The following is a 21,339-nucleotide window of genomic DNA, read 5'->3' on the forward strand; positions in this document are numbered from 1 at the left end:
GCCTGCAACCTCGAAACCTGCCTTGCCAACGGTAGCGGGCTTTGCGGGCGGATAAAAGTTGTTCAGCCGCGCCGCGCCGGGGCGGCAAGGGCAAAGTGGAGGATGATCTAGATGCCGCCGAGTTCCTCGGCGAGGAAGTCGAACACCATGCGAACGCGCCTTGAGGTGTTGAGCTCGCGGTGCGTGGTAAGCCAGATGGGGAAGGGAAAGGCCGGGGCAATGTCCTCAAGGGCGCGGACAATGCCGGGCGTGTTGTCGCCGAGAAATTCGGGGACCATGCCAATACCCAGACCGGCTTTGAGCAGTTCCCAGTGGACCAAATGGCTGTCCGCCAGAATGGTCAGATTGCTGCGGTCGATGGGCAGCGCCGCCTCCAGCAGTCCGGCCAGATAGGTATCGGGCGACCACAGGCTGATGAAATCGGCTTCGACAATGGTTTCCGCGGTCAGCGGCCTGCCAAAGCGTTCGAGATAGACCTCCGAAACATAGAGCCGCGCCGCAACGTCCTTGATCTTGCGGGCGATCAGCTCGGGCTGGTCGGGGCGGAAATTGCGGATGGCAATGTCGGCTTCTCTGCGGCGCAGGTCTGCGGCGGAGTTCTTGGCGATGAGATCAACCGTCAGGCCAGAGGCGGTGCGGCGCAATTTCTCGATGATGGGGGGGCAGCAGATAGGCCGCGTCGATCTCGCTGGCGGTGATGGCGATTGTGCCTTCGAGCGCCTGCGCCCGTCCCGATGCGCCAAGCGAGAGACGCCCTGCCGCTTCGCCCATGGTGCGCACATGCTCGAGCAGGTCCAGGCCGCTTGGGGTGAGCTCGAGGCCACGACCGGTGCGCTCGAACAGCACCACGCCCAGTTCCTCCTGCAGGGCCTCGACCTGGCGGCCAAGCGTCGGCTGCGCCATGCCCAGCGCGCGGGCGGCGGCCGACAACGAGCCCTCCTCGGCCGTGACCAGAAAGGCCCGGGCGCGGTTCCAGTCAAATCTGACAGATCGCCAATCCATGCAAATGTGCATACCGAAATACAGGATTTAGTCAATTCTGCAGAGGACCTGTCTGCCGTACCCCTTGGCCATCGGTACCGCGATGGTGCATCCAAGAGGAGACGACAGATGAAGGCGGTTATTGCCAATGCCTATGGCGGTCCGGAAGTCCTGAGCATTCAGGAGATCGATCGGCCAACCCCCAGGGACAATGAGGTCCTTGTGAAGATCTACGCCAGTGCCGTAACCCAGGCCGACGTGATGATGCGGACGGGCAAGCCCCTGTTCGGCAGGATCTTCCTGGGGCTGCGCAAGCCCAAGGCCTCGGTGCCGGGCACGGCCTTTGCCGGCAAGGTTGAGGCCGTCGGGCGAGATGTGACCCGCTTTGCGGTCGGTGACGATGTGTTCGGCGAGACGACCATCGGATTTCACGCTCACGCCCAGTTCGTGGCGGTGCCAGAAGACGGAATCATCCAGACGATCCCCATGACCATGTCCTATGAGGAGGCGGCGCCGGTCACCGATGGCGCGCTCACGGTCCACAATTTCCTGACGCGCCTGGTGACGGTCCGGCCGGGCCAAAAGGTGCTGATCAACGGTGCGGCGGGTGGCCTTGGCACGTCGGCGGTGCAACTGGCCAAGCATCTGGGCGCCGAAGTCACGGCGGTCGCCAGCGGGCGCAATGCCAGTTTCCTGCGCCAGTTGGGTGCCGACCATGTCATCGACTACACTACCGAGGACTTCACGCAGCGCCGCGGCGCCTATGACGTGATCTTCGATACGGCGGGCAAGGTGCCGTTCGGCAAGGCCAGGCGGGCGCTCACACAAGATGGCGTCTATCTCTCGCCGGTTCTGGGCCTGGGTCTGTTGTTCCGCATGCTCTGGACCGGGAAATTCGGACGCCGCAAGGCCAGGTTCTCGGCCACGGGGCTCTTGCCGCATGCCGAACTCAGCAATCGCCTCAAGGAAGTCAAAGCCCTGATCGAAGACGGCGCGCTCAAGACCATCATCGACCGGCGCTATGGCCTCGACCAGATCGCCGAGGCCCATGAATACGTCCAGAGCGGCCACAAGCGCGGCAATGTCGTGCTCGAAGTCGAGCACCACGACGTGGCGATCCTGGCAGCCGAGTAATTTCCCACCCGAGCGGCAGCATGCTGCACCGGTCGACACGCCGGTGATGGATGCCGCTCGCCCCTTTCCGAGGATGATGCAATGACCATTCCGTCCCAAGATGACTTCAACTGGGCCCGCTCGGCCGGACTGGCCTATCTGGCCGTCGCGGTCCTTGCCGGCTTCGCCGAATTTTCCGTTCGCACCGGCATGGTGGTGCAAGGCGACGCTGCGGCCACCATGGCCAATATCGCGGCGAACCAGATGCTCTATGGGCTTGCCGGGATCGCTGACCTGCTGGTGCTGCTGCTCGACACCTGGCTCGGACTGGCTTTCTGGATGCTGCTCAAGCCGGTCAACAAGCCGATCGCCTTGCTGGCGCTGTTCCTCAACCTCCTGCGGCTCCCCTGGATGGGCGCCAACGTGGTCTATCACTTCGGTGCGTTGTTGCTCGTCAACGGTGCCCTGCCGTCCTTTCCACCCGAGCAGGTGCAGGACCTGGCGGCCCTGCTGCTGGATCTGCATGCCTATGGCTACACCGCCAACGGCATTTTCTTCGGCGCCTGGTGCTTCACCATCGGCTGGCTGTTCTATCGCTCCGGCTTCGTGCCGCGCCTGCTGGGCGTAGTGATGATGCTGGCGCTGGTGGGCTACTGGACCGACCTCTTCGTGGTGTTCGTGCTGCCGGCGTTCGAACCCGCGATCTCCCCCGTGGCCATCATGCCTGCTGCACTCGCCGAAATCTCGGTTTGCCTCTGGCTCACCTTCCGCGGCGGCGCCGTGCATCGGGGCTTCCAAAAACACATCGCAACGCTGGCCGCCTGATCGACCAGCCATCCCCAAAAGTCCAATGGAGGACACCATCATGGTCGGATCTGACCTGCAAACCCGTTCCAACAAGAGCATCGCCCGCGTCACGGGCCTCTTCTATCTCGCCATCATCGTCCTGGGCATCTGGAGCGAAATGGCAGTTCGAGACTTGCTGATCGTGCCGGATAACGGCCCGCAAACACTCGCCAATATCATGGCTTCCGGCGGATTGTTCTCACTCAGCCTTGTCGCCGATATCGGCATGATCCTGAGCGATATTGCCGTTGGCGTCCTTCTCTACCTGCTGTTTCGTCAGGTGGCGCCGCGCGTGGCGCTGGCCGCGATGATCCTGCGCCTGACGCAGGCGATCGTGCTCGCCGCAAACCTCCTGTTCCAGGTGGCGGCGATGGTGCTGCTGCGCGGGGAGCATTTTGCCGAGGCATTCGGCGCCGACAATCTCGCCTGGGCGGTGCAAGCATTGCTCGAATTGCAGGGGCAAGGCTATGACCTTGGCCTCATCTTCTTCGGGATCAATTGCCTGCTGACGGCCTGGCTGATCATGCGCTCGGGCATTGCCCCCCGCCTGGTCGGATTGGGAATTGCCGCATCGGGCCTCGTCTATCTGTCGGGGAGCGGATTTTCTCTCCTGACCGGCGATCAGCCGTCGATCATCACCATGGCCTACCTCATACCCCTGATCGCCGAACTGGCCTTCGCGATCTGGCTGGCAGTGGGAGCAAGGGGCAGGACCGCCCCGCAGCACGGCTAGATCGTCGTCCAATCCCGCCCCGCACGTTGCCTTCGAAGTGGCCCATCGCGGTTGCCGAACGAGGGCGGACGGGCGGGTCGATGGATCACCGCAACACCTTCGCCTCGCGGGCGGGGGTGTTGCGTAGTGATGCTCGCTGGGCCCCTGGGATCTGCCCAGGATCAAGCTTTGACAAATTCATGAGTGGCGACAGGCAAATAGCTTGGCGCGAACAGAGACAGAAAAGCACACAGCCATTCGCAAACGCACAACCGTTGCAGACCAGTCACAGCGGTGAGTCACGAATCTGCGAGCAATTGCTCCCGTTAAGGTTTGCAGAGTATTGAGGTTTCAGCATTTGGGGCCAGAACGGGTCGGATTCGGCTTGTCCCGGCCCCCGCGCGACGCCTTCAGGAGCAATGATGAACAAGGTTCTGGTCAGTCTGGTCGCCCTTCTCGCTGCCACCACAATTGTGCCAGCGGCATTCGCACAGCAGGTGGCGAGTGCCGAGACCAGCCGCATCGTCATTGCCCCGCCCCAGTCCGCGCTTGCCCGCACCATCAAGGCCGGCCTGTCGGCGGCCTATTATGGAGCCAGGCCCGACACGGCCGCCCAGGCCGAGGCCCAGCGCCTCTATTTTCTCTATGGGGAGCGCCATTTCGAACCCATCTGGCTCTCGCAGGGGGTTGACGGCAGCGTCGCCTTCTCGCCGGCAGCCGGCAAGATCATTGCGCTGTTTGAAAATGCGGCCGCCGAGGGCCTCGACCCCGCAGACTACCTGACGCCGTCTATCTCGCGCGACAAGCTCAACGGCGACGGCATTGCCCTGGCGACGCTGGAAACCGCCTTCTCGGCCGCGACCATGCGCTATGCCAACCACATCCACAGCGGGCGCATCGATCCGCAGTCGATCAGCCCGCTTCTCGATATCCGGCCCAAGCCGATCGACGAAGCCGCCCTGCTCGAACGCCTGGCCGCCAGCAAGGACCCGGCCGCGATCCTGGCGGAGCTGGAACCCAAGCATCCCGAATTCCTGGCGCTCAAGGCGGCCCTGGCCAGTTTCGAGCAGTCCAGCGCAGCGCGCCCGACCCCGATCGGGGACGGACCGGTGCTGCGGCCGGGCAATTCCGATGCCCGCCTGCCCGCCATCCGCAGCCGTCTCAACCTGGCTGCGTCCACGTCGAAACTCTATGACGACCTGACCGTTGACGCGGTCCGCGCCTTCCAGGAAGGCCAGGGGCTGGAGGTCGATGGCATTATCGGACCGGCCACCGTAGCCGCGCTCAATGGGGGCGCTGCAACCCGCCGCGAGGACATCATTGCCAATATGGAGCGCTGGCGCTGGATGCCGTCCGATCTCGGCGACTTTCGGGTCTTCGTCAACATCCCCGAATTCCGGCTCTGGATCGAGCGTAACGGCCAGCCCGAATACACTACCCGCGTGGTGGTCGGCACCACCAAGAACCAGACCCCGATCTTTTCGGACAATATCCGGCATCTGGTGGTCAATCCCTATTGGAACGTGCCCTCCTCGATTATCCGCGGCGAGATCGCCCCGGCGGTGCTGAACAATCCCGGCTATACCGACAGCCACAATATGGACCTGCTCTATAACGGCTCGCCGGTGAGCCCCTGGCAGGTGGACTGGACGCAGGTTTCCGCGTCCAACTTCCCATTCCGTGTGCGCCAGCGCCCCGGCGCCGGCAATGCACTGGGACAGATCAAGTTCCTGTTTCCCAACAAGCACGACGTCTATCTGCACGACACCCCATCCAAGTCGCTCTTCTCGCGCTCCTTCCGCGCCTTCAGCCATGGCTGCATCCGCGTGCAGAACCCGATGGAATTTGCCGATGCGCTGATGGCCAACGAGCCCAATATCTCGCGCGCCTCGCTCGAAGCCATGTTCGGCTCCTCCGAACGCTGGGTGAACCCGCAAGCCCAGATCCCGGTGCACCTGGCCTATTTCACCCTGCGCGTGGACGCTGACGGCACCATCCGCTCCTATGGCGATGTCTATGGCCACAACGAGAAGCTGATCGAGGCGCTCGGCCTCCACCACGCAGCCGATCCGGCCATCGTGGCGACGGCGGAGCCGGTTCCGGATGAACTCTCCCCCTGAGCCAAGCATCCACATGCGCTGCCAGATCCGCGGCCGCGCGGCGGCAGTCACGCTGGCCGCTTAACCTGTCGTTTACATTTTCGCCTTGGTTGCGCCTGCTTTTGCCCTTAATAACACAGGCGTGAGGGGCCGCCTGGCCAGTTCACAACTGGTTAGCGTTAAGAAATTCGAGCGAATTGAGCGCTAACGTCCACCATATCTGACGAGTGAACCGGGCAGAGTTTGGCGTGACGGTTATGGGGTTTATCAATTGGCGGCGTGCCGCGCGGTTTCTTGCCGCTGCGGTCATCAGCGTTTCGGCTTTGCTGCCGGCCGCGCCGGTCCAGGCCGCGACTGAGCGCTCGCTCTACCTCTATTACACCCATACCGGGGAAACCGCGCGCATCGTCTTCAAGCGCAATGGGCAATATGTCCAGTCGGGCCTCAACCAGCTCAACCAGTTCCTGCGCGACTGGCGGCGCAACGAGCCCACCAAGATGGACCCGCGTCTGTTCGACCTGGTCTGGGAAGTCTACCAGGAAGTGGGCGCCACCCAGCCCATCAACATTGTCTCGGCCTATCGTTCGCCCGCAACCAATGCCATGCTGGCCGCCAAGTCGTCCGGCGTCGCCGACAATTCCCAGCACATGCGCGGCAATGCCATGGACTTCTTCATTCCCGGCATTCCCCTGGCCAAGCTGCGGGCCACCGCCATGAAGAAGCAGGTGGGCGGCGTCGGCTACTATCCTACCTCCGGCAGCCCCTTCGTGCATCTGGACACCGGCTCGGTGCGCGCCTGGCCGCGCATGACCCGCGCCCAGCTCAAGGAAATCTTCCCTGACGGCAAGACCATGCACCTGCCCACCGATGGCACGCCGCTCTCCCAGCAGGGCTACCAGGTCGCCATGGCCGAGTGGAAACGCTGCCATAGCTATCCCTGCAACGCCTCCAGCTCCGGCACGCAGGTCGCCAGCACTGGTGGCAGCGGCCGCACGCTGATGGATGTCATCTTTGGCAATAACGACCAAGCCTCCGGCCAGGCCAGTTCTGGGGCGCAGGTGCAGACCGCCTCGCTGGCCCCACAGCAATTCCGCCAGGTGGCGCCGGTCATGCCGGAAATGCGGCCAGCCGATCTGGGCGGCCCGGACCTCCAGGTTGCCTCCGTCTCGGACACCACCATGCCCTTTTCCTCCGCCGGCAGTGCGCCGCTGTCGCCGGACGAATTGGGCGCGACACGCGTTGCCGTGACCATGCCGGTCAGCATGCCGGCCGACCTGCGCCAGAACGACGCCGTGACCGCGCTCGCCGCGCTGACGGCGCCCACCATGCCGACGCCTCGCGTCATCATGACCGACCCGCCCGCCGACATTCTGACCGCCTATGCGGCGGCCCCGGCGCCTGAGCCGGGCGCCCAAAGGGCCCTCGAAATGATCATCCGCAACGGCACCACGGCCAGCACCGGCACGGCGCCGGCCCCGACAGACCGGCTGCCGGCGCTGCCGCCGCTGACGGCCGCCACCGGCCTGCGCACCGCCTCCCTGGGGGGCGGCGCCGCCAACCCGCTGAGCGGCCTTTTCTCCGGCACCTTCGGGGCAACCGATGCCGCCGAGACCACGCCTTTGGCACAGGCTCTGGCGCAGCATGTGGCCAGCCAGCCCCCGGCACGCGACATGCGTCGCCCCGATCTCGTGGCCCCCGATCTCGAGCATGTTGCCGACATCTTCACCGATCCGGCGGCACTGACCTCGGATCGCTATGCCGTGATCTTCGACCACGACGAGGCCGATTTCGATCCCACGCCGGAAATGGGCCGCCACGTCCTGATCAAGGGCATTGGCGATAAGGGTCCCGCCCCGGTGTATGACCGCTTCACCCGCGCTCCGCTGGTCGTCGCCAGCAACTAACCGCCGCCTCAACCGTTTGCCCCGCAAAAGCCCGATTGGCCCCCGACAAATCGGGGACCCTTCGACGCATGCGGGCCGCCGGCATTGCCAAGCCCCGACCCTGCGCCTAAACAGGGATAAACCAGAACGCCACGGGGATACGCTTGGCCGACAAGCTCGAAACGCCGCTGCTCGACACGATCCGGAACCCGGCCGATTTGCGCGCCTTGCCGCATGATCGGCTGCGCCAGCTGGCCGACGAATTGCGTGCCGAGATGATCGACGCCGTCTCGGTGACCGGCGGGCATCTGGGCGCGGGTCTCGGCGTGGTGGAACTGACCGTGGCCCTGCACGCCGTGTTCGACACCCCGCACGACCGCATCATCTGGGATGTCGGTCACCAGGCCTATCCGCACAAGATCCTCACCGGCCGACGCGACCGCATGCGCACCCTGCGCCAGAAAGATGGCCTTTCCGGCTTCACCCGCCGCGCCGAGAGCGAATACGACCCCTTCGGGGCCGGCCATTCCTCAACCTCGATTTCGGCCGGTCTGGGCATGGCCGAGGCCAGCAAGCACCTGGAAACCCCGCGCAATGTGATCGCCGTCATCGGCGACGGCGCCATGTCGGCCGGCATGGCCTATGAGGCCATGAACAATGCCGGCGCCATGGACGCGCGCCTCATTGTCATCCTCAACGACAATGACATGTCGATCGCGCCGCCCACGGGAGCGCTGCGCACCTATCTGGCGCGGCTGGTGTCCGGCCCGGTCTATCGCGGCACCCGCGAAGCGGCCAAGGCCGTGGTCTCCAAGCTCCCGCCCTTCCTGCACGAACCGGCGCGCAAGACCGAGGAATTCGCCCGGTCCTTCTTCACCGGCGGCACGCTGTTCGAGGAACTGGGCTTCTATTATGTCGGCCCAATCGACGGGCACAATCTCGACGACCTGCTGCCCATCCTCGAAAACGTGCGCGACTTTGGTGAAGGGCCAATCCTGATCCACGCCGTGACCAAGAAGGGCAAGGGCTATGCCCCGGCGGAAAACTCCGCCGACAAATATCATGGCGTCGCCAAGTTCAACGTCATCACCGGCGCCCAGGCCAAGGCACCGTCCAATGCGCCCTCCTACACCTCGGTCTTTGCATCGAGCCTGATCCAGGAGGCGGAGGCCGATCCGCGCATCGTCGCCATCACCGCCGCCATGCCCTCGGGCACCGGGCTCGACAAGTTCGCCGAACTCTTTCCCAGCCGCATCTACGATGTGGGCATTGCCGAGCAACACGCCGTGACCTTTGCGGCGGGCATGGCAAGCGAGGGGATGAAGCCCTTCTGCGCCATTTATTCGACCTTCCTGCAGCGGGCCTATGACCAGGTGATCCACGACGTGGCCATCCAGGGCCTGCCGGTGCGCTTCGCCATCGACCGGGCCGGCTATGTCGGCGCCGATGGCCCCACCCATGCCGGCAATTACGACAATGCCTATCTCGGCGCTGTCCCCGGCATCGTGCAGATGGCTGCCGCCGACGAGGCCGAGTTGAGGCATATGGTTGCCACTGCCGCCGCCTATGACAAGGGCCCGATCAGCTTCCGCTATCCGCGCGGCGACGGCATCGGCGTCGACATGCCGGCGCGCGGCGAAATCCTGCCCATCGGCAAGGGCCGCGTGCTGCGCCAGGGCGCGACCATCGCGCTCCTTTCCTACGGCACCCGCATGGGGGAAGTGCTGGCCGCCGCCGACAAGCTGGCCGCGCTCGGCCTCAACCCCACCATCGCCGATGCCCGCTTCATGAAGCCGCTTGATGAGGAACTCATCGCCACGCTGGCCCAGTCGCATGATGTCCTGGTCACGACCGAAGAAGGTGGGCTGGGCGGCTTCGGCAGCCATGTCGCCACCTTCCTCGCGTCCAATGGCCTGCTCGACGGCAAGCTGCGCTTCCGTCCGCTGATGATCCCGGACACCTTCGTCGAGCACGCGACCCAGGCCGACATGTATGCCGCGGCCGGCCTCGACCGCGCCGGCATCGTCGCCACCGCCCTCACCGCACTTGGCTATGACCAGGCGGCAATGCAGGCGGCCCTGGCCAAGGTCTAGTTCGGCACCCGTCAGGACACCCCACCCTCATTCCCTCCCCATCAAGGGGAGGGAGGCGCTGGAATCAGTCGCTGGTGTTCATCGTCTCCCTCCCCCTTGTGGGGAGGGATTAAGGGTGGGGGTATTGTCGGGACTCACGCATAATTCGTCGGCAGCCCCTTGGCTGCCTTGACCGTTTCCATCGAGATATAGGCCGACATGTCGAAGAGCTCGATGCGCGAAACGAGCTGCTTGTAGACCACGTCATAGTGCTCGACATTGGGCAGCACGATCTTGAGGATATAGTCGAAATTGCCGGTCAGCCGGTGCACCTCGACGATCTCGGGAATGGCCCCCACGGCCGCGTGGAACTTCTCCAGCCAGTCCGCCGCATGGCTGCCGGTGCGCACGATGACGAAGACCGTGGTGGGCAGGCCCATCTTGCGCCGGTCCAGTTCGGCCGTCATCCGGCCGATATAGCCCTCCTCCTTGAGGCGTGCGATGCGTCGCGAACAGGCCGAAGGCGATAGGGCCACGCTTTCCGCAAGCTCTCCCAGGGGCGTTTCCGCATCGGCCTGCAACAGGCCCAGAATCTTTCGATCGCGGTCATCCAGCATCGTCGCACTCCATGTCAACGCAAATAGCTAGCGCGTATTCGCTATTTTGCACAGCCACAACGCGTGAATCCTTCGCTCAGCGCGCAACTCTGCATGCCTTTTGCCCCCGACTGGCGGCACACTGGATGCAAATGGAGGGGCTCCGCTATGAAAACCATTGGCCTGATCGGCGGCATGAGCTGGGAATCCACCGCCGTCTATTATCGGCATATCAACCAGGAGGTGCGGCGCCTGCGCGGCGGGCTGCACTCGGCCGATATCGCCATGCGCTCGCTCGACTTCACCCAGGTGGTGGAACTGCAAAAGGCCGGCCGCTGGGACCTGGCTGGTGCGCTTCTCGGCGAAGCCGGCGCCGGCCTGGCGCAGGCGGGTGCGGACTGCATTCTCATCTGCACCAATACCATGCATCTGGTGGCCGAACCGGTCGCCGCCATGGTGGGCGTGCCGCTGATCGACATCATCACCGAAACCGCCAGGGCCCTGCGTGCCGATGGCCGCAAACGCCCCCTGCTGCTGGCGACGCGCTACACCATGGAGCATGGTTTCTATACCGATCGCATGAAGGCGCTTGGGCTCGACGTCATGGTGCCCGAGGCCCACGGCCGGCAGCGCGTGCATGACGTCATCTTCGATGAACTCTGCCAGGGCAATGTCTGCGACATCGCCCGCCGGGACTATCTGGCGCTGATCGAAAAGGCCAAGGCCGAAGGCGCCGATAGCGTCATTCTCGGCTGCACCGAAATCGGCCTGCTGCTCGACCCCGATGCCCTGCCCCTGCCCGGCTACGACTCGACCACCATCCACGCCGATGCAGCCGTGCGCTTTGCCCTGTCCGACACGCTGGAGCGGGCCGCCTGACCATGTGCCGGTTTCTCGCCTATTCGGGCGACCCCATCTTTCTCGACACGCTGCTCATCGCCCCGGAAGCCTCGCTGGTCAGCCAGTCCCACTCCGCCCGCGAAGCCAAGACCGTGGTCAATGGCGATGGCTGCGGCGTGGGCTGGTATGGGGCGCGGTCCGAACCCGGTCTCTATCGCGGCATCCTCCCGGCCTGGTCCGATGCCAATCTGGCTTCGCTCTGCCATCAGGTCGAGGCCGGACTGTTCCTCGCCCATGTGCGTTCGGCCACCTCGGGCGAAGTCACCATGGCCAATTGCCATCCCTTCTCATCGGGCCGCCATCTCTTCATGCATAACGGCCAGATCGGTGGCTACGAAGCTGTGCGCCGCTCGGTCGAGGCGCTGGTGCCGGACGATCTTTACGGCCTTCGCCGCGGCAACAGCGACAGCGAGGCCATGTTCCTGGCAGCGCTGGGCCATGGGCTTTCCCACGATCCGGCCGGTGCCATCGCGGCCATGCTGCGCACCTGCCTGCGCATCCAGCACGCCAATGGCATCACCCAGCCGCTGCGCTTCACCGCCATCCTCGCCGACGGCCAGACGCTGCACGCCTTCCGCTGGGCCAGCGACGACCGGCCGCCCTCGCTCTATTGGCGCCAGCTTGATAGCGGCATTGCCATTGCCTCGGAGCCCTTTGGCGACCCCGGCGACCATTGGCACCCGGTCGCCGCGGGCACCCACATGACCGTGGCCGGCGGCGCGGCGCGATGCGAAGAATTTGCCGTTCTCGAGACGCAGCCGGCTTAACCTGGCGTCAATCAATTGCGGGCTTGCTGGCCGAAGCACCAGCAAGGCCCGTCACATGACCATTTCCAGCATCGGTATCGGCGCTTCCGGCATGCACCGGGCCAGCCAGCAGCTCGAACGCAGCGCCGGCCGCATCGCCGCCAGCGGGGTCGAGGGCAATGACGTCGACATCTCGACCGAGATGGTCAACGTGCTCCAGGCCCGCAACGACTTCAAGGCATCCGCCAAGGTCGTGGGCGTCGCCAGCGACATGACGAAAGCCCTGCTTGATATTTTGGTCTAGATAGGCCTGCCACCCGGGCGCCGCGTCAGCGCCCGGCGACCTTTGCGAGCCTCAATATTCGGACGGCGCCTCGACCATACCCAGGGCCGACATATAGAGCTCGAGCAGGGCTTCCTGCTCCATGCGCTCATTGGCATCCTGCTTGCGGATGGCAACGATCTTCCTGAGGATCTTGGTGTCGAAGCCATTGCCCTTGGCCTCGGCGTAGATTTCCTTGATATCGGCGGCAATGGCCGCCTTTTCTTCTTCCATGCGCTCGATGCGCTCGATGAAAGCGCGCAGTTGGTCCTGCGCGACGCTGTCTTCAACGGCCATGGCTAACCTCTTCTGGCAACCGCTCGCCCGGGCGGGAACCCGTCGGCGGTCGCAAAATCGAACGTAAATTGTCCGGGCTCCATGAACCTCAAGCCCCGGTCCGGTTCAACCCCCTTTGCCCTCAATCCACACCCTGCCGCGCCGTACGGCGCAATCAGTCGCGCCAGCTCACGCCGCTTTTATGACCAGCATCGGCGACATGCCCGCAATTCCGTCAAATCGCGCCTTTAGCCATTGACCTCACCCCCGCCATACGATCAAAGAAGGGCACGTTTTCCGGTGATTTCCAGCGCAATGGTGAACCCCATCCGCCTCGCCTCAACCCTGCTGATAGCAGCCTTCGGAGGCCTTCTGGCCATGGCCACCCCGGCCCATGCCGAACTGCGCGTCTGCAACGAGACCGCCAATCTGGTCTCGCTGGCTCTGGGCTATCGCGCCGAGCGCGGCTGGATGAGCGAAGGCTGGTGGCAGGCCCCTCCGGGCGATTGCCGCACCATCTACCAGGGCGACCTGCAGCGCCGCTTCTACTATCTCTACGCGGTTGACGACATTGGCGGTGGCGCCTGGGACGGACAGGTCTTCATGTGCACCCGTGACGAAACCTTCACAATATTCGGGGTTGAGGATTGCCTCGCCCGGGGCTATGAGCGCACCGGGTTCTTTGAAATCGATACACAGAACCGATCCGACTGGACGCTGCAGCTCACCGAAAACGCGGGCGCACCGAGCATTGTCGGCCCGGATCTGGGCGAAGATCTCGAGGATCCAGCCTTCCTGGTCGACCCCGACGCCCCCCTAACGCCAGACAATACGGACACGCAATGAGACGGATCAGACGCGCCAAGATCCTCGCCACCCTCGGGCCGGCAAGCCATGAGGAGAACATGATCGAGGAACTGGCCAAGGCCGGTGCCGACGTCTTCCGCATCAATATGAGCCACGCCAGCCACGAGCTGCTGCACCAGACGGTCAAGCGCATCCGCACGGTTGAAGCGCGTCTGAAGCATCCGATCGGCATTCTGGCCGATTTGCAGGGTCCCAAGCTGCGCGTGTGGAAGTTTGCCGAGGGGTCGGTCAATCTCGTCGCCGGGCAGAAATTCACCCTCGACAGCGAGCAGAACGACCAGGGCAATGCCGAGCGCGTCTACCTGCCGCATCCCGAAATCATCGAAAGCGTCTCGGTCGGTGACCGCCTGCTGCTCGACGATGGCAAGCTGCAATTGAAGGCCACCAAGGTGGGCGGCGGCGCCATCGAGACCGAAGTGGTCTATGGCGGCAAGCTCTCCGACAAGAAGGGCGTCTCCCTGCCCGACACGCTGCTGCCCACCGGCGCCCTGACCGAGAAGGACCATGCGGACCTGCTCGAAGCGCTCAAGGCCGAAGTCGACTGGATCGCCCTCTCCTTCGTGCAGCGCCCCGAAGACATCATCGACGTCCGCAAGATCGTCCAGGGCCGCGCCGGCGTCATGGCCAAGATCGAAAAGCCCCAGGCCATCGAGCGGCTCGAAGAGATCGTCAAGCTCTCCGACGCCATCATGGTCGCCCGCGGTGACCTGGGTGTCGAACTGCCGCTCGAACAGGTCCCGGGCCTGCAGAAACGCATGATCCGCATGTGCCGCCGCTATGGCAAGCCGGTGGTCGTGGCCACCCAGATGCTCGAAAGCATGATCACCGCGCCGGTGCCGACCCGTGCGGAAGTCTCCGACGTGTCCATCGCCGTTTTCGAAGGCGCCGATGCCGTGATGCTCTCGGCCGAAAGCGCCTCGGGCCAGTATCCGGTCGAGGCCGTCGCCACCATGAATCGCGTGGCCGTGGCGGTCGAGGGCGACGCCAATTACCGCAACATCATTCGCGCCGCCCAGACCGAGCCGGAGGCAACCGCCGCCGACGCCATCTCGGCCGCCACGCGTCAGGTGGCCGAAACGCTCGACCTGGCCGCCATCGTGACCTACACCGCCTCGGGCTCGACAGGCATCCGCGCCGCCCGCGAGCGACCTTCCAAGCCCATCATCGCGCTTTCGCCCAATCTGCGCACCATTCGCCGCCTCTCGGTGGTCTGGGGCATTCATTGCGTGCAGACCGAGGATGCGGTGAATCTGGAAGACATGGTCGATCGCGCCTGCGTCATCGCCTATCAGGAAGGCTTTGCCCGCCCCGGCGACCGCATCGCCATCACCGCCGGCGTTCCCCTGGGCACCCCCGGCGCCACCAACATGCTGCGCATCGCCTTTGTCCGGCAGGACGGCGCAGGGTCGAGCTGAACCGCTCGCGTCGCGGCCTCGCCCCACCACACATGATCCTCAACGCCGCCTTCGGGCGGCGTTGTCATTTCACTGGCCTTCAAAATGCGCCTTGAGAATGTTGAGGTCGGTGCGCAGCCATTCGCATTCGGAATTGAACTGCGCGTCATTCTCATCGGGGCGCTGCAGCACCGTGCAGCACAATTCGCTCCCCGACCCATTGGGGAAAACCCGGATGAAATAGTGGCGCGTTGACCCGTCATCCCAACGCAGGCTGAGGTCGAGAACGCCGAGATCATTGGGTGGCGTGAAGTCGATGCTGACGGGCACCCCGCCAAAGCTGGTGCGCCACCGATAGTCGGTGATGGGGTGCACCGGCTCCACGATCACCCCCTGCGTCCAGTGGCCGAGCGTGCGGGGATCGGAGAGAAACCCATAGATCTCGGCCCATGGCCGATTAATCACCAGGCTGAAGGTCCGGCTGGGAAACATGGCAATTGGGATGCTGGGCGGACGCCCGTTCTGGACCGCCGATGCGGGCTGACGCTGGACCGGGCTTCACCCGGCGCGGCAGTGATACCAGTCTGTACCGGCTAGACAACCATATGATTTAAAAGATCAATTTGCTGGTTAACCTGCACAGTTCCAATGCACAATGCCCCTTGTGCAGGCATTGGCCGCGCACCCGTCAGGGAGCGGGCACACACCTTTTCCGTTCCGTCAGAACATGGATTGTGCGGGCGACGCGGCTTGAGGCAAGAAAGTCACGACTAGAGAAATTGTGAATCCCCCGGTCGTTCTGGACACCTGGAAGGACCGACTGCGCTTGCGCCGGCATCCCGCCCTCGCCAGACTGGTCCTGGGAGCCGATCCAGTGTCGACTCGGACGTTGTCTTTACCGATTGACTGCCCGCTGCCGGAAGCGCGCGGGCGAGAGGAATGGGACCATTTTCATGTCCGCACGTAATGACCTTGCCCAACCCACCCCGATTGAAGACGCCCCCGGTCCTGCGGGCCTGCGTCGAAGGGCCTTTCTCCTGGGCTCCGCCGCCAGCCTTGGCGCGCTGGCCCTGGCCGGATGCACCACGATTAAGGCCTTGAGCCTGGCCGAGGCCGAACAGGTCTATGGACCCCTGCCCGACGAGCGCTTTCCCATCGAGGCGGTCAATCTCAACAAGGTCGACCCGAAATACTGGCGGCGCACGGTGCGCTATGACAGCGCCGAGGCACCCGGCACCATCATCGTCGATCCGCGCAATTACTATGTCTACCGCATCGAGGGCAACAACACCGCCACGCGCTACGGCGTCAGCGTGGGCCGCGCCGGGTTCCTCTGGAGTGGCGACGCCTATATCGGCCGCAAGGCCGAATGGCCGGTCTGGACGCCGCCCAAGGAAATGATCGAGCGGCAACCCGAAGCGGCCCAATATGCCGGTGGCATGCCCCCGGGCCTCGACAACCCCCTGGGCGCCCGCACGCTCTATCTCTACCAGGACGGCCGCTACACGCTTTACACCCTCTACAGCACCCGGCAGGCGGAGACGATCGGCAAGGGCATTTCGAGCGGCTGCATCGGGCTTCTGACGCAGGACATGATGGACCTCTACGCGCGCACCCCGGTCAATACCAAGGTCATCGTGCTCAAGGCCTGAGCCGGCGTAGCCCGCGGGCTCCGCAACAACACCTCAATAACAACGGGGCCCGCACATGCGTGCAGGCCCCGTCAAAAAGTCATGCAATGGAGCGGAACGTTCAGCCCTGGCGGGCCTTGAAGCGCTTGTCCACCTTGTTGATGATGTAAACGCGGCCGCGACGGCGGACGAGCTTGTTCGCGCGGTGGCGAGTCATCAACGCCTTCAGCGAGTTGCGGATCTTCATCTTTCCAAATCCTCGGTCAAACAAAAGGGGCGCCAAGGCGCCCGAAAACTGGCCTCTTCATAAGGAAAGACACCCTGCCTGTCAACGCACATCGCAACAGGTTTTCCCCAGCGCTCGCCTGTTAACGCGGGAGTGAGGGCTGCAGGTTATTTTCAGGCATTGCCTCCCCTCGGAGCGCCTTGCATGGCCCGCCACACAGTCATGAAATCGAGTGCCCTGGTCGTCGATCCCCAGGCCCACATGGCCGCCCTCGTCGCCGACATGCTGCGCTCCCTTGGCCATCGCGACACCCGCGAGGCCAATGATGGTACCCTTGCCCAGTTCGAACTGGGGCGGCGCCCCTTCGACCTCGTCATCATCGACGATGCACTGACCGGGCCCGACGCCGTTGAACTGGTCCGGCGCCTGCGCGCCAGCCCCGACTCCCCAAACCGCCTCACCCCGGTGATCATGATGGCTGCGGCGCCCGACGCCACCCGCATTGCCGCGGCCCGCGATGCCGGCGTCACCGAATTCCTCCGCAAACCCTTTGCCGTCAATCATCTCAAGGCCCGCCTCGACAGCCTTGCCGCCAATCCGCGCGCCTTTATCGAGGCCGAACATTATGCCGGTCCCGACCGCCGCCGCCGCGCGCAGGATATCGGCACCGCCGAAAGACGCGGCCCCAGAAACTGAAAGACCGGCGCCAGGCGCCGGTCCATAATCGTGGTGCCGGCCTTTGGCCGGCTCAGGCGGGTACGGCCGCTTCGCCCTGTTCAGCCTCGATCTCGCGCCAGCGGATGCAGGCCACCAGCCGCCCATTTTCGATGGTCTCCAACGGCGGCCGCACCTCGGCGCATTGCGGTCGCGCATGGCGGCAACGCGTGCGGAAGGTGCAGCCCGAGGGCGGATTGATCGGCGAGGGAATTTCGCCCTTGAGCGCGTCGATATTGCGCTGTCGCGCCAGCTTCGGATCGGGGATCGGCACCGCCGTCAGCAGCGCCGTCGTATAGGGATGCTTGGGATCCTCGTAGATCTCGTCGCCGGTCGCCAGCTCGACGATACGTCCCAGATAGAGCACCAGGATGCGATCGGACACATGCCGCACCACCGACAGATTGTGCGAGATGAAGATCAGCGTCAGCCCGTACTCGTCCTTGAGCTCGGCCAACAGGTTCAGGATCTGCGCCTGGATCGACACGTCCAGCGCCGAGACCGGTTCGTCGCAGACGATCAGCTTGGGCTCGGTGATCAGGGCCCGCGCAATGCCGATACGTTGCGCCTGCCCGCCGGAGAATTCATGCGGATAGCGGTTGATCATCTCCGGCAGCAGCCCCACCGATTCCATCACCCGCACCACGCGCGCCCGGCGCTCGGTCTTGCTCAGTTCCGGCTTGAGCGTGCGCAGCGGGTCCTCGATGATCTCGCCCACCGTCATGCGCGGATTGAGCGAGGCCAGCGGGTCCTGGAAGATGATCTGCAGGTCGGCACGCCGCTTGCGCATCTCCTCGGCCGGCACCTTGGTCAGGTCCTGGCCCAGCCAGAGCACCTGGCCTTCATCCGGGCTGATCAATTGCAGGATGCAGCGCCCGAGGGTCGACTTGCCGCAGCCGCTCTCCCCCACAATGCCCAGGGTCTCGCCCTGGCGCACATTGAAGTTGATATCGGCCAGCGCGGTCAGCGTCAGCTGGCGCGAGAACAGGCCCGTCGAGATGGAAAAGGTCTTCTTGAGATCGCGGATCTCGAGGAGGTTGTTTGGCGTCTGGTTCATCACGCCACCTTCCTGGTCTGTAGCGGCCCTTCATAGAAGCAGGCCTTCTCGCGGCCCTCGCCGATCGGGGCCAGCGGCGGCCGCTCTTCGAGGCACCGGTCGAAGCAGAAGGCGCAACGCGGATTGAACGAACAGCCCTTGGGCAGGTGCTCAAGGCTTGGCGGCAGCCCCTGGATGGGGTCGAGCCGCGCGGCCCGGTGGGCGATATGCGGCGTCGAATGCAACAGGCCCAGCGTATAGGGATGGCGCGGATCGTAGAACAGGTCGTCGACCTTGCCCTTTTCCACCGCGCGCCCGCCATACATCACCATCATGCGGTCGGCGACACCCGCCACCACGCCCAGATCGTGGGTGATCAGCACCAGCGAGGTGCCGAAATCCTCGGTGAGCGTCTTGAACAGGTCCAGCATCTGCGCCTGCACCGTCACGTCCAGCGCCGTGGTCGGCTCGTCGGCGATCAGGATCTTGGGCTGGCACAGAAGCGCCATGGCGATCATGACACGCTGGCGCATGCCGCCGCTGAGCGCATGCGGATAGGCATTGGCGCGCTTGGCCGGTTCGGGAATACCCACGCGCTCCAGCATCTCGATCGCCGTATTCTCGGCCTCGCGCGTATTGAAGCCGCGATGCTTGACCAGCACTTCGGAGAGCTGCGTCTTCACCCTGAGGCTCGGATTGAGCGAGGTCATCGGATCCTGGAAGATCATGGCGATGTCCTTGCCGCGAAGCTGGTCGAGCCGGGATTTCTCCATGCCCACCAGGTTCACGTCGCCCATCATGGCCCGGCCGGTGGTGCGGCCATTGCGGGCCAGGAGGCCCATGATGGAGAGGAAGGCCTGGCTCTTGCCCGAGCCGCTCTCGCCCACCACCGCCAGGGTTTCCCCCGCTTCGAGCGAGAAGTTGAGGTCATTGACGGCGCGAACTTCGCTGTCGCGCAAGTCGAAAATGACGCTGAGGTCCTGAACGTCGAGTACCTTGGTCATCTAGCGGTCCTTCGGATCGAGAGCATCGCGCAGGCCATCCCCGATATAGGTCAGGCAGAACAGCAGCGTCACCAGCACCACGGCCGGCGCCAGCAACAGCCAGGGCATGACTTCGGCCACCGGAGCCCCGGCGGAGATCAGCGTCCCCAGCGAGGTCTGCGGCTCCTGCACGCCCAGCCCGAGATAGGACAGGAAGCTTTCCGCGATGATGATTTCGGGAATGGTCAGGGTGGCATAGATCACCACCGGACCGGTCAGGTTGGGCACGATGTGCCGCATGATGATGGCGAAGGGCTTGGCACCGCCGGCACGTGCGGCTTCCACGAACTCCTTCTCCTTGAGAGAAAGCGTCTGCCCGCGCACGATGCGGGCCATGGTCAGCCATTCGATCGCCCCGATGCCCACGAACAGCAGCACCGGATTGCGCCCGAACATCACCACCAGGATGATCACGAACAGGATATAGGGCAGCGCATACATGATATCGACGATGCGCATCATGACCGCATCCACCCGGCCGCCGAAATAGCCGGCCACCGCGCCATAGATCACGCCGATGATCACCGACACCAAAGTGGCGACCGCCGCCACGACCAGGCTCATCTGCGTGCCCTGCAGCACGCGGGCCAGCATGTCGCGGCCGTTCTGGTCGGTCCCGAGATAATGCGCCACCTCGAAATTGGGGGGCTTGCGGATATGGGTCCAGTCCACCTCCGAATAGCCCCACGGCACGAAATAGGGTCCGATAAACGCCACCAGCACGATCAGCACCAGCACCCCGATCGACACCACCGCGGCCTTGTTGCGGCTCAGGCGATAGAGGGCATCCTGGGTCAGCGAACGGCCCTTGGGCGCGTCCAGGCTGGCCAGCTTGTTGGCGTAGTCCGTCAGGACCTGGTCTTTTCCGGTGATCCCGGCCATCAGCGGTACCTCACCTTGGGATCGAGCCAGGCATAGACGAGGTCAACGATCAGATTGAGCGCGAGAATAATGAACATGTAGAGGATGGTCGTGCCCAGCACGATGCCATAGTCGCGGTTGAGCGCCGCAGTCACGAAATACTTGCCGATGCCGGGCAGGCCGAACACCTGCTCCACGGCCAGCGACCCGGTGAGCAGATAGCTCAGCCCTGGCCCGAGATAGGACACGACCGGGATCAGCGCCGGCTTGATCGCGTGGCGCGCCATCACCAGCCGCTCACCCAGGCCCTTGGACCGGGCGGTCCGCACGTAATTGGTGCCCAGCACCTCGATCATCGAGCCGCGCATCAGCCGGCTGATACGGCCCGCATGCGGCCAGGCCAGCACCGTGACGGGCAGCACCAGATGCATCCAGCTGCCCGTCACCCAGCCACCGGCGGGGAACCAGCCGAGATAGACGCCGAACCAGAGCTGCAGCAGTGCCGCCATCAGGAAGTTCGGAACGATCACGCCCACCATGACGCCCAGCACCAGCACATAATCCGGCCACTTGTTCTGGTTTACGGCCGCAACCATGCCCGCCAGCACGCCGATCGCCGTCGCGATCACGAAGGCCGTGAGCGCCAGTGTCAGCGTGAAGGGAAAACCGATGGCTATGAGCCGGCTGACCGGAAAGCCCTCGATCACCATGGAGGGGCCGAGGTCGCCATGCACCAAGCGCCAGAGATAGATCAGATACTGATTGATCAGCGGCTGATCGAGATTGTAGTGCGCGCGCAGATTGGCCAGCACATTCGGCGGCAGGGCCCGCTCGCCGTCAAACGGACCGCCGGGCGCCAGGCGCAGGATGAAAAAGCAGACTGTAACGGCGATCAGTGCAATCGGAATGGCCGAAAGCACGCGCCGAAAAGCGTACGAGAGCATTGGGTTGGGCCTTTACTGTCCGGGGCGCTGCGTCCACGGCGCGCCACGCCGGAGAAAAGATCGTGGGGCCATTTTGG

General features: G+C 64.3%; 23 protein-coding genes. 13 read left to right on the plus strand and 10 right to left on the minus strand.

Annotation, left to right across the window (positions count from 1 at the left end; all coding sequences use genetic code 11):
* Positions 1-107: 107 nt before the first annotated feature.
* Together K1X15_RS21320 and K1X15_RS21325 are read right to left on the minus strand one after the other, a co-directional pair.
* Positions 108-644 carry a substrate-binding domain-containing protein gene (locus tag K1X15_RS21320; RefSeq protein WP_240549532.1) on the minus strand — a complete coding sequence of 179 codons (537 nt, stop codon included), beginning with the start codon at positions 642-644 and terminating at the stop codon, positions 108-110.
* Positions 613-1,002 (minus strand): LysR family transcriptional regulator, encoded by a 390-nt coding sequence (locus K1X15_RS21325; protein WP_240549533.1) that lies wholly within the window; start codon positions 1,000-1,002, stop codon positions 613-615. The genes K1X15_RS21320 and K1X15_RS21325 overlap by 32 nt, the downstream gene beginning before the upstream one ends.
* 108 nt (positions 1,003-1,110) lie before the next feature.
* On the opposite strand from K1X15_RS21325, the gene K1X15_RS16975 reads away from it, so the two are divergent.
* From K1X15_RS16975 to dxs, 6 genes are all read left to right on the plus strand, one after another.
* On the plus strand, positions 1,111-2,115 hold the full coding sequence (locus K1X15_RS16975) for an NAD(P)-dependent alcohol dehydrogenase (RefSeq protein WP_220304773.1): 1,005 nt from the start codon (positions 1,111-1,113) through the stop codon (positions 2,113-2,115).
* An 81-nt stretch (positions 2,116-2,196) separates the two neighbouring features.
* On the plus strand, positions 2,197-2,919 hold the full coding sequence (locus tag K1X15_RS16980) for a DUF4386 domain-containing protein (RefSeq protein ID WP_220304774.1): 723 nt from the start codon (positions 2,197-2,199) through the stop codon (positions 2,917-2,919).
* 40 nt (positions 2,920-2,959) lie between these two features.
* The gene (locus tag K1X15_RS16985; RefSeq protein WP_220304775.1) at positions 2,960-3,673 is read left to right on the plus strand and encodes a DUF4386 domain-containing protein; all 714 of its coding nucleotides are present in this window, start codon (positions 2,960-2,962) and stop codon (positions 3,671-3,673) included.
* A gap of 401 nt (positions 3,674-4,074) precedes the next feature.
* Positions 4,075-5,772 carry a L,D-transpeptidase family protein gene (locus K1X15_RS16990; protein WP_220304776.1) on the plus strand — a complete coding sequence of 566 codons (1,698 nt, stop codon included), beginning with the start codon at positions 4,075-4,077 and terminating at the stop codon, positions 5,770-5,772.
* A 236-nt stretch (positions 5,773-6,008) separates the two neighbouring features.
* A complete protein-coding gene (gene mepK, locus K1X15_RS16995; RefSeq protein ID WP_220304777.1) occupies positions 6,009-7,655 on the plus strand; it encodes a peptidoglycan L,D-endopeptidase MepK in 1,647 nt (548 codons plus the stop codon).
* 143 nt (positions 7,656-7,798) lie between these two features.
* Complete coding sequence (dxs, locus tag K1X15_RS17000; RefSeq protein WP_220304778.1) at positions 7,799-9,727, plus strand: 1-deoxy-D-xylulose-5-phosphate synthase; 1,929 nt, start codon at positions 7,799-7,801, stop codon at positions 9,725-9,727.
* Positions 9,728-9,861: 134 nt separating this feature from the next.
* Here dxs and K1X15_RS17005 read toward each other — a convergent pair whose 3' ends face one another.
* Positions 9,862-10,323: an Lrp/AsnC family transcriptional regulator gene (locus K1X15_RS17005; RefSeq protein ID WP_220304779.1), complete on the minus strand. Its 462-nt coding sequence runs from the start codon at positions 10,321-10,323 to the stop codon at positions 9,862-9,864.
* Positions 10,324-10,470: 147 nt separating this feature from the next.
* Here K1X15_RS17005 and K1X15_RS17010 point away from each other — a divergent pair, with 147 nt between their 5' ends.
* The 3 genes from K1X15_RS17010 to K1X15_RS17020 are packed head-to-tail and all read left to right on the plus strand — an operon-like array spanning position 10,471 to position 12,252.
* The gene (locus K1X15_RS17010; RefSeq protein WP_220304780.1) at positions 10,471-11,181 is read left to right on the plus strand and encodes an aspartate/glutamate racemase family protein; all 711 of its coding nucleotides are present in this window, start codon (positions 10,471-10,473) and stop codon (positions 11,179-11,181) included.
* A 2-nt stretch (positions 11,182-11,183) separates the two neighbouring features.
* Complete coding sequence (locus K1X15_RS17015) at positions 11,184-11,969, plus strand: class II glutamine amidotransferase (RefSeq protein ID WP_220304781.1); 786 nt, start codon at positions 11,184-11,186, stop codon at positions 11,967-11,969.
* A gap of 55 nt (positions 11,970-12,024) precedes the next feature.
* On the plus strand, positions 12,025-12,252 hold the full coding sequence (locus K1X15_RS17020) for a flagellar basal body rod C-terminal domain-containing protein (protein WP_220304782.1): 228 nt from the start codon (positions 12,025-12,027) through the stop codon (positions 12,250-12,252).
* Between the two features lie 51 nt (positions 12,253-12,303).
* On the opposite strand, the gene K1X15_RS17025 is transcribed toward K1X15_RS17020, so the two are convergent.
* Complete coding sequence (locus tag K1X15_RS17025; RefSeq protein WP_220304783.1) at positions 12,304-12,567, minus strand: DUF2312 domain-containing protein; 264 nt, start codon at positions 12,565-12,567, stop codon at positions 12,304-12,306.
* Positions 12,568-12,861: 294 nt separating this feature from the next.
* Between K1X15_RS17025 and K1X15_RS17030 the strand changes: the two genes are divergently transcribed.
* Together K1X15_RS17030 and pyk are read left to right on the plus strand one after the other, a co-directional pair.
* On the plus strand, positions 12,862-13,392 hold the full coding sequence (locus K1X15_RS17030; RefSeq protein ID WP_220304784.1) for a DUF1036 domain-containing protein: 531 nt from the start codon (positions 12,862-12,864) through the stop codon (positions 13,390-13,392).
* Positions 13,389-14,828, plus strand: coding sequence for a pyruvate kinase (gene pyk, locus K1X15_RS17035; protein WP_220304785.1), 1,440 nt, complete (start codon positions 13,389-13,391; stop codon positions 14,826-14,828). Before K1X15_RS17030 ends, pyk begins: the two co-directional genes overlap by 4 nt.
* A gap of 69 nt (positions 14,829-14,897) precedes the next feature.
* Here pyk and K1X15_RS17040 read toward each other — a convergent pair whose 3' ends face one another.
* Positions 14,898-15,299 carry an SRPBCC family protein gene (locus K1X15_RS17040; protein ID WP_220304786.1) on the minus strand — a complete coding sequence of 134 codons (402 nt, stop codon included), beginning with the start codon at positions 15,297-15,299 and terminating at the stop codon, positions 14,898-14,900.
* Positions 15,300-15,760: 461 nt separating this feature from the next.
* Here K1X15_RS17040 and K1X15_RS17045 point away from each other — a divergent pair, with 461 nt between their 5' ends.
* On the plus strand, positions 15,761-16,459 hold the full coding sequence (locus K1X15_RS17045; protein WP_220304787.1) for a L,D-transpeptidase: 699 nt from the start codon (positions 15,761-15,763) through the stop codon (positions 16,457-16,459).
* Between the two features lie 100 nt (positions 16,460-16,559).
* On the opposite strand, the gene ykgO is transcribed toward K1X15_RS17045, so the two are convergent.
* On the minus strand, positions 16,560-16,685 hold the full coding sequence (gene ykgO, locus K1X15_RS17050) for a type B 50S ribosomal protein L36 (protein ID WP_046105532.1): 126 nt from the start codon (positions 16,683-16,685) through the stop codon (positions 16,560-16,562).
* A gap of 183 nt (positions 16,686-16,868) precedes the next feature.
* Between ykgO and K1X15_RS17055 the strand changes: the two genes are divergently transcribed.
* Positions 16,869-17,360, plus strand: a complete 492-nt coding sequence (locus tag K1X15_RS17055; protein ID WP_220304788.1) for a response regulator — start codon at positions 16,869-16,871, stop codon at positions 17,358-17,360.
* Positions 17,361-17,412: 52 nt separating this feature from the next.
* Here K1X15_RS17055 and K1X15_RS17060 read toward each other — a convergent pair whose 3' ends face one another.
* From K1X15_RS17060 to K1X15_RS17075, 4 genes are read right to left on the minus strand one after another with little or no spacing between them, the layout of a single operon-like run.
* Complete coding sequence (locus K1X15_RS17060; protein WP_220304789.1) at positions 17,413-18,435, minus strand: ABC transporter ATP-binding protein; 1,023 nt, start codon at positions 18,433-18,435, stop codon at positions 17,413-17,415.
* The gene (locus K1X15_RS17065) at positions 18,435-19,418 is read right to left on the minus strand and encodes an ABC transporter ATP-binding protein (protein ID WP_220304790.1); all 984 of its coding nucleotides are present in this window, start codon (positions 19,416-19,418) and stop codon (positions 18,435-18,437) included. The genes K1X15_RS17060 and K1X15_RS17065 overlap by 1 nt, the downstream gene beginning before the upstream one ends.
* Positions 19,419-20,339, minus strand: coding sequence for an ABC transporter permease (locus K1X15_RS17070; RefSeq protein WP_220304791.1), 921 nt, complete (start codon positions 20,337-20,339; stop codon positions 19,419-19,421).
* Complete coding sequence (locus tag K1X15_RS17075) at positions 20,339-21,262, minus strand: ABC transporter permease (RefSeq protein ID WP_220304792.1); 924 nt, start codon at positions 21,260-21,262, stop codon at positions 20,339-20,341. Before K1X15_RS17075 ends, K1X15_RS17070 begins: the two co-directional genes overlap by 1 nt.
* Between the last annotated feature and the right edge of the window lie 77 nt (positions 21,263-21,339).

The sequence above is a fragment of the Devosia salina genome (assembly GCF_019504385.1).
Lineage (GTDB): Bacteria > Pseudomonadota > Alphaproteobacteria > Rhizobiales > Devosiaceae > Devosia > Devosia salina.

Coding starts and splice junctions, on each gene's coding strand:
- K1X15_RS17025 (WP_220304783.1), bottom strand. CDS start 12,567: ATGGCCGTTGAAGACAGCGTCGCGCAGGACCAACTGCGCGCTTTCATC.
- pyk (WP_220304785.1), top strand. CDS start 13,389: ATGAGACGGATCAGACGCGCCAAGATCCTCGCCACCCTCGGGCCGGCA.
- K1X15_RS17055 (WP_220304788.1), top strand. CDS start 16,869: ATGGCCCGCCACACAGTCATGAAATCGAGTGCCCTGGTCGTCGATCCC.
- K1X15_RS17070 (WP_220304791.1), bottom strand. CDS start 20,339: ATGGCCGGGATCACCGGAAAAGACCAGGTCCTGACGGACTACGCCAAC.
- K1X15_RS17045 (WP_220304787.1), top strand. CDS start 15,761: ATGTCCGCACGTAATGACCTTGCCCAACCCACCCCGATTGAAGACGCC.
- K1X15_RS17060 (WP_220304789.1), bottom strand. CDS start 18,435: ATGAACCAGACGCCAAACAACCTCCTCGAGATCCGCGATCTCAAGAAG.
- K1X15_RS17065 (WP_220304790.1), bottom strand. CDS start 19,418: ATGACCAAGGTACTCGACGTTCAGGACCTCAGCGTCATTTTCGACTTG.
- K1X15_RS17075 (WP_220304792.1), bottom strand. CDS start 21,262: ATGCTCTCGTACGCTTTTCGGCGCGTGCTTTCGGCCATTCCGATTGCA.
- K1X15_RS17005 (WP_220304779.1), bottom strand. CDS start 10,323: ATGCTGGATGACCGCGATCGAAAGATTCTGGGCCTGTTGCAGGCCGAT.
- K1X15_RS17015 (WP_220304781.1), top strand. CDS start 11,184: ATGTGCCGGTTTCTCGCCTATTCGGGCGACCCCATCTTTCTCGACACG.
- K1X15_RS16990 (WP_220304776.1), top strand. CDS start 4,075: ATGAACAAGGTTCTGGTCAGTCTGGTCGCCCTTCTCGCTGCCACCACA.
- ykgO (WP_046105532.1), bottom strand. CDS start 16,685: ATGAAGATCCGCAACTCGCTGAAGGCGTTGATGACTCGCCACCGCGCG.
- K1X15_RS17030 (WP_220304784.1), top strand. CDS start 12,862: ATGGTGAACCCCATCCGCCTCGCCTCAACCCTGCTGATAGCAGCCTTC.
- K1X15_RS16985 (WP_220304775.1), top strand. CDS start 2,960: ATGGTCGGATCTGACCTGCAAACCCGTTCCAACAAGAGCATCGCCCGC.
- K1X15_RS16975 (WP_220304773.1), top strand. CDS start 1,111: ATGAAGGCGGTTATTGCCAATGCCTATGGCGGTCCGGAAGTCCTGAGC.
- K1X15_RS21325 (WP_240549533.1), bottom strand. CDS start 1,002: ATGGATTGGCGATCTGTCAGATTTGACTGGAACCGCGCCCGGGCCTTT.
- K1X15_RS17040 (WP_220304786.1), bottom strand. CDS start 15,299: ATGTTTCCCAGCCGGACCTTCAGCCTGGTGATTAATCGGCCATGGGCC.
- mepK (WP_220304777.1), top strand. CDS start 6,009: ATGGGGTTTATCAATTGGCGGCGTGCCGCGCGGTTTCTTGCCGCTGCG.
- K1X15_RS17020 (WP_220304782.1), top strand. CDS start 12,025: ATGACCATTTCCAGCATCGGTATCGGCGCTTCCGGCATGCACCGGGCC.
- K1X15_RS17010 (WP_220304780.1), top strand. CDS start 10,471: ATGAAAACCATTGGCCTGATCGGCGGCATGAGCTGGGAATCCACCGCC.
- K1X15_RS16980 (WP_220304774.1), top strand. CDS start 2,197: ATGACCATTCCGTCCCAAGATGACTTCAACTGGGCCCGCTCGGCCGGA.